Genomic DNA, 13,303 nt, shown 5'->3' on the forward strand with positions numbered 1-13,303 from the left:
CACTGATCCCATGAGCGATTCCACCAACGCACATGACGGAACCGAACCCCACGCACTCGGCCTCTCGCAGCGGCTCAACTGGCTCCGGGCCGGGGTGCTCGGCGCGAATGACGGCATCATCTCCGTGGCCGCGGTGGTGGTCGGCGTCGCGGGCACGGGCGCGGGCGTGGCCCCCGTCCTCGCCGCCGGCACGGCCGCGCTGGTGGGCGGCGCCTTCTCGATGGCCGTCGGAGAGTACGTCTCGGTCAGCAGCCAGCGGGACAGTGAACACGCTCTGATCGCCAAGGAGCGCGAGGAACTGGCCACCATGCCAGAGGAGGAGCTCGACGAGCTCACCTCCCTCTACGAGGCCCGCGGCATCTCGCCCGCCACGGCCCGCCAGGTGGCCGTCGAACTCACCGCGCACGACGCTCTTCGCGCCCACCTCGAGGCGGAGATCGGCATCGACCCGGACGACGTCGTGAGCCCCTGGCATGCTGCCGTCGCCTCCGCGGTGGCCTTCCTCTGTGGTGGAATCCTGCCGTTCGCGGTCATCCTTCTGGTGCCCGGGCAGACGAAGATCCTGGCCACGTTCCTGGCCGTGATCGCGGCCCTGGCCCTCACTGGGACCGAGAGCGCCCGGATCGGCGGCAGCTCCAAGCGGCGGGGCACCCTGCGGAACGTCCTGGGTGGGGCGATCGCGCTCGCCGCCACCTTCGCCATCGGTGCCCTGCTGGGCACCACCGGCGCGGTGTAGTGGAAGACGGAAGGACCCCGGCACCAAGGTGCCGGGGTCCTTCCGTGACAGGGCTTGATCAGCCCGCACTGTGCCGGCCGCGGGTGGCCAGGTAGAGCGCGGCCTCCTTCTGAAGCTGCCGTTCGGCGTCGAGCTCGGCCTGAAGCCGGGTCAGCTCGGCGGCCGACGCCGCCTGCTGCTCGGACACCTTGATCTGCGCCAGGAGCTGGGCATTGACCCGTTCCGCCAAGCGCGAGATCTGGTCCTGCTGACGGGCCAGGATCAGTTGCGTCTGCTGCACCGCGGCCAGCGTCTCCCCCAGGTCCGGGCCGGATTCCAGCGCCTCGCTCGGTTCCTCGTCTCGCTCAGCCAGGAGGAGCCGGAGCTCGGAATCGAGGCCGCGCTGCAGCGGATCGCCGGCAGCCCGTGCCGCCGCGGCGGCACGCCGTGCCCGTAGCTCCACCGGATCCATCGACGGCGCCACCGGATCGAAACCGTCCACGACGCCGGCCGGCGTCGCCTCGGCGAGCGGCTCGCCGTCGGTGAGGGCCGCCGTCGCGCCTTCCGGAGAGGCCGCAGCGCCCTCGGCGCCCGATGCGGTCTTGGAAGCCACCATCTCCACTGTCTTGCGCAGCGGCACCTCCTTGATGAAGAGCACGGCCAGGACCGCGACGACGGCCACGATGCCGGCGATCCAGAAGATCTGGGCCGAGGCGTCACCGAAGGCGGCCTTGACGATGTTCGCGATCGGGCCGGGCATGTCCTTGATGTCCAGGCTGGTGCTGGAGGCGCCGGAGCCTTCCGGGACCGGGATGTGGTGATCGATGAAGCCCTGCTTGATCAGATCGGCCGAACGGTTGCCCAGCACGGCGCCCAGGACGGACACGCCGATGGCACCGCCCACAGTCCGGAAGAATGCCACGGAGGCACTCGCGGATCCGATGTCCCGGGGAGCCACGGTGTTCTGCACCGCCAGGACCAGGTTCTGCATGGTCATGCCGAGGCCCAGGCCCAGGACGGCCATGTAGATGGCGGTGGTGACGAAATCCGTCTGATGGTCGATGGTGCCGAGCAGGAGCATGCCGGCCGCGGTGAACACGGTGCCGGCCACCAGGTAGGCCTTCCACTTGCCGAAGCGGCTGATGAGCTGGCCTGCCACGGTGGAACCGACCAGGTTGGCGAAGATCATCGGCAGGGTGAGCAGACCGGCCTCGGTGGGCGTGGAGCCACGGGCCACCTGGAAGTACTGGCCCAGGAAGGAGGAAGAGCCGTACATGGCCACACCGATCGCCACGGAGGCGATGATGCTCAGGGCGGTGGTGCGGTTGGAGATGATCTTCAGCGGGATGATCGGCTCGGCCACCTTGGTCTCGACCACGATGAAGAGGATCAGGCCCACCACGGCGCCGCCCACCATCGCGGCGGTCTGCCAGGACCACCAGTCGTAGTAGTCCGGGTTGCCGGCGAAGGAGACCCAGATGAGGAGAGTGGAGACGGCGGCGCTGAGCAGGATGGTGCCGAGCCAGTCGATGCGGGCCTTGCGACGGATCTGCGGGAGCTTCAGGGTCATCTGCAGCAGGATGAGCGCGATGATGGCCAGCGGCACACAGACGTAGAAGGTCCAGCGCCAGCCCCAGTGGTCCACGATCAGGCCGCCGAGCAGCGGGCCGCCGGCGGTGCCGACAGCCAGCACGGCGCCGAGGTAGCCGGAGTACTTGCCGCGCTCACGCGGGGCGATCATGACGCCCATGATGGCCTGGGACAGGGCGATCAGACCGCCCATACCGATGCCTTGGATGACGCGGGCGGTCAGCAGCATGCCGATGTTCGGGGAGAGGCCGGCCACCACGGAACCGGCCACGAAAATCACGATGGACAGCTGGACCAGGAGCTTCTTGTCGAAGAGGTCGGCGAGCTTGCCCCAGATGGGCGTGGTGACGGCGCTGGCCAGCATGGAGGCCGTGATCACCCAGGCGAAGTCCGTCTGGGTGCCCTTGAGGTCCGAGATGATGGTGGGGAGGGCGTTCGAGACGATCGTGCTGGACACGATCGCCGTGAAGAAGGCAGCCAGAAGGCCGGTGAAGGCCTCCATGATCTGCCGGTGGCTCATGGGCTGAGCCTCGGCGGGGGGATTCATGCGGTCAGACTCCTGCAAGGGTGGTGGGCTGAGTGGTCGCGCGCTTGTGAGTGCGCAGGGCGGAGGCGAGGCCGGCGAGGTGGGAGCGGCAGTCCTGGGCCTGCTCTTCGCTCCACTCACCCAGGAGACTCACCAGGGTCTGCGCCCGGAGCTCCTCGGCGTGGGCCAGCTGTTCCTGCCCGGCGGGAGTCACCTCCAGAAGCTGGGCCCTGCGGTCCTGCGGGTCGCGGTCACGGCGGATGAAGCCACGCTCCTCCAGTTCGGCCAGGTGCCGGCTCAGCACGGGGGAGCTGATCCCCAGCTTCTGCGCGATGTCCACCGCACGCCCACCGTGTTCGGTGACCATGTGGAGCACCCCGAGCAGCGCGGCGCTGGTACCGGGAGCCGTGGAGTCATGGGAGAGGCAGCGCAGCGATCGCTGCAGGTCCACGATCCCGCGGATGAGGTCCCTGGCGGTGTCCTGTTCGACGGCCATCCGATCCTCCTTTTGATTGCTTATGGAAACTATATACCTAATAAGTTGCTTAGGCAAACGAATATTCCCGAGGTGGAAGGGCGGCCGGGGACGACGAAGCGCCCGGACTCCAGGGAGTGCCGGGCGCTTCGTCGTCCGCCGTGGTGTCAGCCGCGATGCGCGGCGAAGAAGTCTCTCAGCAGGCCGCCGCATTCCGCCTCGCGGACGCCGGCGTACACCTCCACCCAGTGATTGAGACGGCGCTCGCGGAGGATGTCGAACACGGACCCCGCGGCGCCGGCCTTCTCGTCCCAGGCGCCGAACACCACGCGGGGGATCCGGCTGAGCACGATCGCCCCCGCGCACATGGCGCACGGTTCCAGGGTCACCACCAGGGTGCAGTCCTCCAGGCGCCAGCCGTCCGGGGAGTGCCCGACGGCGGCGGCCCGCTCGCGCAGTGCGGAGGCGCCGGCGCGGATGGCCACCACCTCGGCGTGAGCGGTGGGGTCTCCCAGCGCCTCCCGCTCATTGCGCCCGGTGGCGAGCACCGCGCCGTCGGGCCCCAGGAGGACGGCCCCAATGGGCACGTCCTGGGTGAGCAGCGCGGCCCGCGCCTCATCGAGCGCCAGGTCCATCCAGCGCTCGTGCTCGGCGTCGCGGGGAATCATGGGTTCAAGCGTATCCGTGCTGATAAATTTGGGCGCATGCGCACCATCGTCGTGGATCACCCGCTCGTCGCCCATAAGCTCACCGTGCTGCGGGACAAGACGACGCCGTCGCCCGTCTTCCGCCAGCTCACCGAGGAACTCGTGACCCTGTTGGCTTACGAGGCCACCCGCGAGGTGCGCACGCAGCCCGTCACCATCGAGACCCCGGTGGCCACCACCGTCGGCACCGCGTTCACCAAGCCGACGCCCCTGGTGGTCCCGATCCTCCGTGCCGGCCTCGGCATGCTGGAGGGCATGACCAAGCTGGTCCCCACTGCGGAGGTCGGCTTCCTGGGCATGGCCCGGGATGAGCACACGCTGGACATCATCACCTACGCCGAGCGCCTCCCGGAGGACCTCACGGGCCGCCAGGTGTTCGTCCTGGACCCCATGCTCGCCACCGGCGGCACGCTGCGTGAAGCCATCAAGTTCCTGTTCCGCCGCGGCGCGGATGAGGTCACCTGCATCTGCCTCCTGGCCGCCCCGGAGGGCCTGGCCAAGCTGGAGGAGGAACTCGCCGACGCGAAGGTCACCGTGGTGCTCGCCTCGATCGACGACCACCTGAATGAGAAGGCCTACATCGTCCCCGGCCTGGGCGACGCCGGCGACCGACTGTACGGCGTGGCGCAGGAGATCCGTTAGGCACTGGACCCGGCCGGCGGGAGCTCCACCGAGAACACGGTCTTCCCGGGCCTCGAGTCCAGGGACACCTGGCCGCCGTGCGCCTGCACGATCGCCTGGACGATCGACAGTCCCAGTCCCGTGGACCCGCCCGTGCGCGCCTTGTCCGCACGGGTGAACCGGGAGAAGACCTCCGGCTGCAGCTCGTCCGGGATGCCCGGGCCGTCGTCGCTCACGCGGAGGACCGGCCGTCCGTCCTCGGTGACCTCCACGGCCACCTCCACCTTGGTGCCCCCCGGGGTGTGCTTCTGCGCGTTGGTCAGCAGATTGACCAGCACCTGCCGCAGCCGGGCCGGATCGACCCAGGCGTCCACGGTTCCCGCCGGCACGGAGAGGCGCCAGTCGTGGCCCTGGTCCTGGGCGCGCTTCTCCATGACCTCATCCACGGCCAGCTGCACCAGATCCACGGACCGGCCCTGAACCTGCTGTGATTCGTCCATGCGGGCCAGCGTCAGCAGGTCCTCCACCAGGCCGGTCATGCGCTGGGCCTGACTCCGGACCCGGGAAAGGGACTCCTTGCCCTGCTCGCTGAGCTCCTCGGTCAGGGAGATCATCTCGCTGTAGCCCTGGATGGCGGTGAGCGGGGTGCGCAGTTCATGAGAGGCGTCCGCGACGAACTGCCGGGCCTTCATCTCCGAGGCATGGCGCACCGCCAGGGCGCCGCCCACATTGTCCAGCATGCGGTTGAACGCGTGGCCCACGCTGCCCACCTCCGTGTCCGGGTCCGTGGCCTCGGACGGCACGCGCACGGTCAACGCCACCTCGCCGACGTCCAGCTTGGCGTCCGCCACGTGCCCGGCCACGGCGCTCAGCTGCGCCAGCGGGCGCAGAGTGCGGCGGATCAGCCAGGTGCCGACGACGGCGCAGATCACCAGCGCGCTGCCGGCCACCAGGAGTGTGCTGAGGACCAGGGCGCCCAGGGCGGAGTTGTTGCCGGCCAACGGCAGCCCGGTGACCACCACACCGTTGGGGGTGGCGGAGGCCAGCAGGCGGTAGTCGCCCACGCTCAGCTGCCGGGTGACCGGAACGGCCCCGGGACGGTATGCGTCCGGGGTGGTGGAGAGAAGGGCTAGCTTGCTCAGATCACTCGTGGGGAGCGTGGAGTACTGGCCGTCCTGGTTGAGGACTGCGGCCAGGGTCAGCGTCCCGCCGTTGGTCACCACCACTGTCAGCGTGCCGAGCGACTGTCCCCGGTAATCCGGGCTGGTTCCCTGGCCGCCCGGTCCGCCCGGCCCGCCGAGATTCCCCAGCGCGGCGGCGGCCCGGTGGTTCGCTTGCCGCAGCTGTGCGTCGAGGTCTCTGGTGAGGACGCTGTTCATGGTGGCATAGACCACCCCGCCCAGCACCGCCGCGATGACGGTGAGCAGGGCCATGGTGACCAGCACCAGCTTGGTGCGCAGCGGCCAGGATTTCAGGTGGGTCCAATGCCGGCCGGTGTGGGCCTGAGCGGTCATTCCGCACCTGGTCGGATGACGTAGCCGACCCCGCGGACGGTGTGGATCATGGGCGAACGGCCCGCGTCGATCTTCTTGCGCAGGTAGGAGATGTAGAGCTCCACGATGTTGGCCTGACCGCCGAAGTCGTAGTGCCACACGTTGTCCAGGATCTGGTTCTTGCTCAGCACGCGCCGCGGGTTCTCCATGAGGTACTGCAGGAGGTCGAACTGGGTGGCGGTGAGCTGGATGTCCTCGCCGGCGCGCCGGACCTCACGGGACTCGGCGTTGAGCACCAGGTCGCCCACCACCAGCTCGGCGGCGGCCTTGGAGGTGGCTCCGGAGCGCTGGACCAGGCGGTGCAGGCGGAGTGTCAGCTCCTCAAGGCTGAAGGGTTTGGTGACGTAGTCGTCGCCGCCGGAGGCCAGGCCCTCGATGCGGTTCTCCACGCTGTCCTTGGCCGTGAGGAAGAGCGCGGGCACGCCGGGCAGGAAGGCGCGGATCTTCTGCAGGGCCTCCACACCGTCGAACACGGGCACCATGATGTCCAGGACCAGCACGTCCGGCTGGAACTCGCGGGCGACCCGCACCGCGGAGGGGCCGTCCTCGGCATACTCCACCTCCCAGCCGCTCAGCTTGAGGCCCATGGCGACGAGTTCGCGCAGCATGGGTTCGTCATCCAGCACCAGGGCGCGGATGGGCGAGCCATCCGGGCGGCTCAGGCGGGGCAGGGACTGGAGTGAAGGTGGGAGCGACATATCTCCACTCTCCACCCTGCTCTTCGTTTCTGACTAGGCGTTCGCTGTGAGCGCGCTGTGAGGGTACGACGACGGCGGCGGCCGCGCGCCGTCGTCGTCTCCCGCCGCGTGGCCCGGCCTGATTCACGGTGGGCGCACAGCGTCGGCATAGGCGGGTGGCGGACAGTGGTCGCAGAGCAATCCGTGCCATCCAAGGAAAGACCATGAACAGCAACCAGCAACCCGCCGAAGACCCCCGCGCACAGAATCCTGGACCGCAGAACCCCGGCGTTCCCGGCCCCGGCGTTCCGGCCCAAGGGACTCCCGCCCCGGGTACCCAGCCCCAGCCGCCCGTTCCCCCGGCCGCGACGCAGCCACTCCCGTCCTACCAGGGGCAGGGCTCCTACCCGGGCCAGGGTTCTTACCAGAGCCAGGGTGCCCCGGGCGGTTACCCGCAGCAGCAGCCACCGGCCGGCGGAGTCCCGCGCCCGGCACAGCGTCCCGCCGCGCCCAAGGGCAAGGGCTGGGCCGGCATGCCGACCGGAGGGAAGGTCGCCATCCTGGCCGGCGCCGGGGTGGTGCTTCTGCTGGCGGGCGGCGGTGGCGGTTTCGCGATCGGCCATGCGACGGCCGGCCACACGACGCAGGGCCGGCAGCTCCGGCAAGGGAACGGGACCGGTCAGTACCCCGGCTTCGGCCAGGGGCAGGGCACGCCGGGCGGCGGCTCGGGCCAGCAGGGCGGGACCCGTGGACCGGGCGGCCTTGGAGGCCTGGGCTCCGCACTGCACGGCGAGTTCGTGGTCTCCCAGAACGGCACGTACGTGACCATGGTGGAGCAGCGCGGCCAGATCACGGCGGTCTCCAGCACCAGGGTGACGGTGAAGAGCAGCGACGGTTTCGAGCAGAGCTACACGATCAACTCGCAGACTGTCACGCGTTCCCAGAGCAGCCTGGCCACCGGACAGACGGTCCAGGTCACGGCCACCAAGGACGGGCTCGTGGCGCAGACGATCCTGCAGGCCGGCGGCGGAGGGGCGTCGAGCGGGTCCTCGTCGAACGGATCCTCCGGCAACGGTAACTGACCGCTCCAGCGAATATTGGGGGAAGGGCCCCGGACGATGATCCGTCCGGGGCCCTTGCCATGCCTGAGGCGGTGCGGCTCAGTACCAGTTATTGGCGTAGTGCAGCGGCATTTTTGAGGGGTGTTGACTGGTGCTGAAAACCGCTAGATTCTGCGGTTCTCAGCGTTGATCAGTGGCGGCTGAAAGTGGTGGTTTGCGGTCCTGCTGTAGGGAAAATATAGGGAGAGCGGGGCCCCTGGCCGGCCTGTTCCGGCACGTTTCGTGTGGTTGGTGCTCACACTGTGCGCACAGCAGGCCCATCGAAGGCGCGGAACGTGAGGCCGTTCCAGACCCTTCATGGAACAAATCACGACGGCCTGTTGCTACGTGATGCACATGTGGATGCCTGGCCGAGCTCGTGCATCGCTCGATGCGCTAACATGGTTGTCAACGGGCATTATACACAGCCTGTGGAAAACTCGATAGGAATTGAGGGGGCAATGAACACGTACTCGGAAGCACGCACCAGGGCGCGTCGCGACGCCGCCGAAGTCCTTGAAGAGTTTGGCGACCGCCGCCTACCAGTAGATCCAGTCGCCATTGCCCGGGCCATGGGCATACAGTGCTACAGCGCTCAGCTTGGCAGCAACGTCTCCGGGATGATCCAGCGGGATTCGAGTGGACAGGCCAGCATCTACGTGGATATCGACGACGGACCTCGCCGTAGCCGGTTCACCATCGCTCACGAGCTTGGGCACTACGCCGACCATATGTGGCGAGACGGTGACGGAGCGGTTGAGTTTGTGGACAGGCGTGACGGCACGTCAAACGTCAACGAGTTCTACGCCAACGAATTCGCTGGCTCGTTGCTCATGCCCGAAAGCTCCTTTGCTGCAGCAATCGACTTTGGCATGTCGGACAGCCAGCTCGCAGATCACTTCCAGGTGTCCACGCCGGCGGTCCGAGTCAGGAAGCAGACGCTCGGCCTGTGAGCAGCCCAGAAACCGCCGCGGAGGAACCCCTAAGCGACCCTTACGCTGATGCACGCGTCAGCCCAAGTGCTTCGCCGGATGGGATAAGCGTTGCAGATTCCGGGCCAACCGTGGTGGATGCCCGGGGCGACACCACGGTGTCCAGCACGCCACCCACCCCAGCTACACCTTCAAAGCTGGAGAACGGAGCGTTCCTCGAGAAAGACCCGTACCGAGGAAAGCTTCGCAGGCAGCACATTAAAGACCTCAAGGATCGAGCAAAAAAGCGATCCGAGATGATGAAATGGGCAGTCCGGCTATGCGGGTTCACCGTAGGAATGTCTGCGCTCATCATGCTCCTCTACATGATTTCCCACTGGGGGAAGACAGACGGAGCCGTCATGATCAGCTGGTTCGCGTCGGTCGTAGCTCAAATCATCGGCATCGTCTTTGTCATGGCGAACTATCTGTTCCCGAAGGATGATCATTCGATGGAGGAGGCCATCAAACACTTCGATGGCGAGATACCCAAGACCTGAAAGAGGCGCCCTACCCTTGGGTGGGGCGCCTCAGTTGTTCCTAGGCTGCGTCGGACGGGACCGAAATGACGCTCACCCAGGTCCCGTGGACAGAGCATCGGAGGACGGCGAGCGCGGCACCGGTCGCAACTGAGTCGTCAGGCCACTCTTCGCGAGGAACGACTTGAAGGTTGTCGCCATTGCCGCAGGCCTTGCACGCGGCTGAGAGGTTTTCCATAGCCCAAAGGTACGCCAGCCACCGCCCCGAAACCACGCACTCGAGCCTGGCACAGATGTCTGCACCTGGGCGTACGATCCGTGGCAGGAGATGTCTCAGGGGGTTGTGATGGGGTTGTTGACGACGCGGCAGAAGCAAGGCCTGATCGGTCGGGTATTCCTCGGCGCCCTGATCATCTTCCCGCTGGCTCTTCCTTGGAATGTGTTCGGTGAGACAGCACCGTGGTTGGCGTGGACGCTGATGATCCTCGAGCTCCTGGTCTACACTGCCGTGATCGTGTGGTGGTGGAACTTCAAGGAGCGCGGCGGGCTTGACGGTGTCGCCAGACGCCGCGCTGCCGCCCGTGTGGGCACTGCCCGGGACACGGACGCACGGACAGCCCTGGAGGCGGAATTAGCCCGCCACAGGGCCGCAGCAGCGGCACGAGAAGCGGAACTTCTGCGCCGCCTCCGCGAACACAACCCCGACGCCTAGCCGGCGGCGCGGGGTTGGGTCTGCCGGTACCGGTCGACGTCCTTCTCAGGGATCCTGATCGGGGAGTTCCGGGATCCACGGCCGGCCTTGTATGCGTTCGGGAACCTTCCGATACGGACCAGGTCACCGATCGTGTCCGCAGACTGGCCAGTCATCTCCGCCACTTCCTTGATGGACAGGTCACGTTCTAGTGGTTTCCTTTGCGCCATGCCGCCACCTTCCAATCCACGCCGCTTGAGTGCATAAGAATGCTCCTGCACTGCGCTGATGTCCAGGGCCAGCACCGAGTCACGGCCACACGGCACCTCCAGCACTGGCATCACGGTTCGCCCTGTCCACAGCCCGGGCAATGACCCGGCCATCGAGGCTGATCGCTACCTGGATTGCCCGGATCGCGGCTTCCAGCCGCGCGATGCTGTTCGGATCGATCGTCGCCACACCTGGCGCGCCACCTCCCATCTGGGGTAGTGCGCCGTGCTGATTGATGTACTCCAACACTCCCGGGAACCGACCCCGCATCGCCGATGCGGCCGGTTGCCGGACGACGAACTCGCTGGGCGTCAGCCACGTCGGGACCGTGTCCGTCCCTCTCGGGCTGCCCGGGAATCCACCACCGGTCGCACGGTACTCCGGAGCCATGACAGTGCCGCCGGTCGCCCAATGCTGGGGAACCAGGCCGCCTGTGGCCTCACCCCCGGCCAGGGACCCATTGGCCCGTCCTCCGATCGATGATCCGGTGCCGACGGGGTTGCCGTCGGTGACGGTGGAGATGTGAACGACGCGGTCCTGGATCGCGGCCAGGTGAGCTTGGAAACTGGCCAGGTTCGCGAGGGCCTCGGCTGCATCCACTGCGAGTTTCGTCTTCGGGACGTCCTTGGGGATCTTGTAGATCTCGTCGATGTAGGACTCGACGGCCTTCCGGTCGATCCCGTGCGCCTCCGCATTGTCGAGGATCTTCTTCCGCAGCTCCTGGTAATCCGAGACCATGTTGTCCGTGGTCCCGGAGATTTTCGCGTTCGCGACGATAACGTTCTCAGCGGCCTGGACCTGCCCGTTGAGTTGCCCGCGCAGCGCCACCGACGCGGCGGACATGTCGTGGATGCTGGTGGTGGTGAAGACGATGTGCTTGCCGGTCGTGTTGTAGTGAGTGCCCATGTTCGTCAGCTGAGAATCCAGGCTGTTCTGGGCCTGGGCGGCTGACAGTGCATCGCCGTTCAGCGCGTCGAGGGCCTGTTTCAGCAGGCCGGCAGCGTCGTTCTGGTACTGCATCGCCGCGGTCGCCAGGTCGGTCTGCTGCTTCGTCTTCGCCTGGGCTTCCTGGGCTGCGTCCAGGGCCGTCGTCGTGGTCCCCAGGGCCGTTGCCAGGTCACGCTGCTTGATCTGCTGCCCGGTCAAGGCCGTGGAGCTTTGCTCTGCGGCCTCGTTGCCGTCCTTGATCGCCTGGACCTGGTCTGAGAACGACTTCGTGTTGGAGTCCACCCACCGGCCAACGTCCACGGCGCCCTTCTGGATGTCGTTCAGGGCCCGGTGGTAGCCGACGGCCCCGGTCGTGGTGCCACGCATCGGGCCGAGGGATCCGTCGAGGGCCTTGTTGACCTTGTCTATGGCCCCGGGCACTTTCAGGACGTAGTCGGTGAGGTCCCGGTACGTCAGGCCCAGGGCTGCGGCTTTGTCCTTCAACCCGGACTGGGCGACAGCTGTGGCGACGCTCTTCCGCACGCCCTCGTCCACGGCACCGTTCGTTCGTTCGAGCTCGGCCCGGTAGTTCGCCTGGTTCAGGGTTGCGTCCTTGGTGTTCGCGGATGCGACGACGATCCCTGCCGCGAGGGCTGTGACCGCGGCCAGCAGGGCACCGATGATCGGGACGGCGAGGTTCGAGGAGATCCCCAGGACCGTCACCTCGCTCGCGGCCATACCAGACGCGACACCGAACGCCGCGACGGCGGCCCGGGCCAGGGTCAGCCCGGTCGAGAGACTGGTCGAAGCGACCACGATCCCGGCGAGGACCGGCAGGGGGAAGCCGTTCAGGATGTGTGCCAGGGCGCCGATGCTGTCCAGGACGACGGGACCCATCGGGGAAAGGGCGGCGATGATCCGGCCGGCGAGGGTGACGAGCTCGCCGAAGTCGTGGGCCACGTGGGGCAGGTTCGTGACGGCGTAGGTCACGAACTCCTGGAAACCTTCGCTCCGGGACACGTGGTTGAGCCAGGTGGCGAGGTCCTTGATGGAGTACGCGCCGGCACGGGTGAGGGGGTCGAGGCGTTCCAGCCCAGTGAGGAGCGCAGAGAGGGTGATGGACCCGGCCTGGCCAAGCTCATGCGACATGTCCCCGGTGAGCCGGTTCAGGTACGGCATGTGGGCGTTCAGGATCGAGACGCTGGAGTCGAAGTACTTCAGCATCTCCACGGCGCCCGTATGAGACAGCTGGTCGAGATCCGACTTCATGACCGCCAGTCCGGCGGAGTAGCGGGCACCGACAGCGGTCCCGGCCTGCATCTCGTTCCGGATACCCAGCACGGCCAGGACCCCGGCACCACCCATCGCACCGAGAGCTGCCGTGTACCCGACGGCCGCGGCCGCTGCCGTGCCCAGGACACCGACGAGGGCCGGCGACGCGGCGACGATGCCCTGAATCGCCGAATACTGGGCCTTCTTCAGGTCGGTGCTCTTCTTAGTGCTCTCAGACTCGGCGTCCTGCGCCTTGCGGACGGCGTCCTTCGCGGCGGCGACCTTCTGCTCCGCCGCGGTCACCTGGTCTTCCGTCTTGAGGTACTGCTGATAGGCGCGGTCAGCGGCCAACACGGCCTTCTCGACCTGGGCTTCAGTCGCTGACGCCTTCTTCCGGACGGCGTCCGCATCATTCGCGACCAGCGTGTGCCGACGCTCCGCGAGGCTTCGGGCTTCCTGGGCCGTGGCGAGACGCTTCTCGGCCGTTTCCAGTGCGGACAGCTCCGCAGCGGCCTTCCCTGTCTCGGCATCCACCCGGATCCGAATGTCTTTGCCGAGTTCCTTCGCGGTTGCCTTCGCCTCTTTGGCCTTGCGTTCGTACTCGTCGATGTCGAGGCTGAGGCGCGCGTCGATGCTGCCCGCGGTGGTGGGGCCTTCAGTGGTCATGGTGGCCTCCTCGGACGCCGGTTGTGAGCGGATCAAGGATCAGCTGGCCGGCCTGTGACCTGC

13 protein-coding genes are annotated in these 13,303 nt (G+C 67.4%); 6 read left to right on the forward strand and 7 right to left on the reverse strand.

What is annotated here, in order from left to right:
• The first annotated feature begins 10 nt into the window (after nt 1-10).
• Nucleotides 11-736 (forward strand): VIT1/CCC1 transporter family protein, encoded by a 726-nt coding sequence (locus Q9R02_RS05540; RefSeq protein ID WP_305995657.1) that lies wholly within the window; start codon nt 11-13, stop codon nt 734-736.
• Between the two features lie 58 nt (nt 737-794).
• On the opposite strand, the gene Q9R02_RS05545 is transcribed toward Q9R02_RS05540, so the two are convergent.
• The 3 genes from Q9R02_RS05545 to Q9R02_RS05555 all read right to left on the reverse strand — a co-directional run bounded on the left by Q9R02_RS05545 (nt 795) and on the right by Q9R02_RS05555 (nt 3,974).
• On the reverse strand, nt 795-2,852 hold the full coding sequence (locus tag Q9R02_RS05545; protein WP_305995658.1) for an MDR family MFS transporter: 2,058 nt from the start codon (nt 2,850-2,852) through the stop codon (nt 795-797).
• 4 nt (nt 2,853-2,856) lie between these two features.
• A complete protein-coding gene (locus Q9R02_RS05550) occupies nt 2,857-3,327 on the reverse strand; it encodes a MarR family winged helix-turn-helix transcriptional regulator (RefSeq protein ID WP_305995659.1) in 471 nt (156 codons plus the stop codon).
• 146 nt (nt 3,328-3,473) lie between these two features.
• Nucleotides 3,474-3,974: a nucleoside deaminase gene (locus tag Q9R02_RS05555; RefSeq protein ID WP_305995660.1), complete on the reverse strand. Its 501-nt coding sequence runs from the start codon at nt 3,972-3,974 to the stop codon at nt 3,474-3,476.
• A 36-nt stretch (nt 3,975-4,010) separates the two neighbouring features.
• On the opposite strand from Q9R02_RS05555, the gene upp reads away from it, so the two are divergent.
• The gene (gene upp / locus Q9R02_RS05560) at nt 4,011-4,655 is read left to right on the forward strand and encodes a uracil phosphoribosyltransferase (RefSeq protein ID WP_305995661.1); all 645 of its coding nucleotides are present in this window, start codon (nt 4,011-4,013) and stop codon (nt 4,653-4,655) included.
• Here the strand turns inward: upp and Q9R02_RS05565 are convergent.
• A complete protein-coding gene (locus tag Q9R02_RS05565; protein ID WP_305995662.1) occupies nt 4,652-6,148 on the reverse strand; it encodes a sensor histidine kinase in 1,497 nt (498 codons plus the stop codon). The genes upp and Q9R02_RS05565 overlap by 4 nt on opposite strands.
• The gene (locus Q9R02_RS05570) at nt 6,145-6,885 is read right to left on the reverse strand and encodes a response regulator transcription factor (RefSeq protein ID WP_305995663.1); all 741 of its coding nucleotides are present in this window, start codon (nt 6,883-6,885) and stop codon (nt 6,145-6,147) included. Before Q9R02_RS05570 ends, Q9R02_RS05565 begins: the two co-directional genes overlap by 4 nt.
• A 203-nt stretch (nt 6,886-7,088) precedes the next feature.
• On the opposite strand from Q9R02_RS05570, the gene Q9R02_RS05575 reads away from it, so the two are divergent.
• The 4 genes from Q9R02_RS05575 (at nt 7,089) to Q9R02_RS05590 (ending at nt 10,126) form a co-directional block, all read left to right on the forward strand.
• Nucleotides 7,089-7,946, forward strand: coding sequence for a hypothetical protein (locus tag Q9R02_RS05575; protein ID WP_305995664.1), 858 nt, complete (start codon nt 7,089-7,091; stop codon nt 7,944-7,946).
• A gap of 479 nt (nt 7,947-8,425) precedes the next feature.
• Complete coding sequence (locus Q9R02_RS05580; RefSeq protein ID WP_305995665.1) at nt 8,426-8,917, forward strand: ImmA/IrrE family metallo-endopeptidase; 492 nt, start codon at nt 8,426-8,428, stop codon at nt 8,915-8,917.
• Complete coding sequence (locus Q9R02_RS05585) at nt 8,914-9,435, forward strand: hypothetical protein (RefSeq protein WP_305995666.1); 522 nt, start codon at nt 8,914-8,916, stop codon at nt 9,433-9,435. The genes Q9R02_RS05580 and Q9R02_RS05585 overlap by 4 nt, the downstream gene beginning before the upstream one ends.
• Nucleotides 9,436-9,742: 307 nt before the next feature.
• Nucleotides 9,743-10,126 carry a hypothetical protein gene (locus tag Q9R02_RS05590; protein WP_305995667.1) on the forward strand — a complete coding sequence of 128 codons (384 nt, stop codon included), beginning with the start codon at nt 9,743-9,745 and terminating at the stop codon, nt 10,124-10,126.
• Here the strand turns inward: Q9R02_RS05590 and Q9R02_RS16475 are convergent.
• Nucleotides 10,123-10,488, reverse strand: coding sequence for a helix-turn-helix domain-containing protein (locus Q9R02_RS16475; RefSeq protein WP_367575463.1), 366 nt, complete (start codon nt 10,486-10,488; stop codon nt 10,123-10,125). The genes Q9R02_RS05590 and Q9R02_RS16475 overlap by 4 nt on opposite strands.
• Nucleotides 10,415-13,240, reverse strand: a complete 2,826-nt coding sequence (locus Q9R02_RS05600; RefSeq protein ID WP_305995669.1) for a hypothetical protein — start codon at nt 13,238-13,240, stop codon at nt 10,415-10,417. The genes Q9R02_RS16475 and Q9R02_RS05600 overlap by 74 nt, the downstream gene beginning before the upstream one ends.
• Between the last annotated feature and the right edge of the window lie 63 nt (nt 13,241-13,303).

The sequence above is a fragment of the Arthrobacter horti genome (genome assembly GCF_030731045.1).
Lineage (GTDB): Bacteria > Actinomycetota > Actinomycetes > Actinomycetales > Micrococcaceae > Arthrobacter_E > Arthrobacter_E nanjingensis.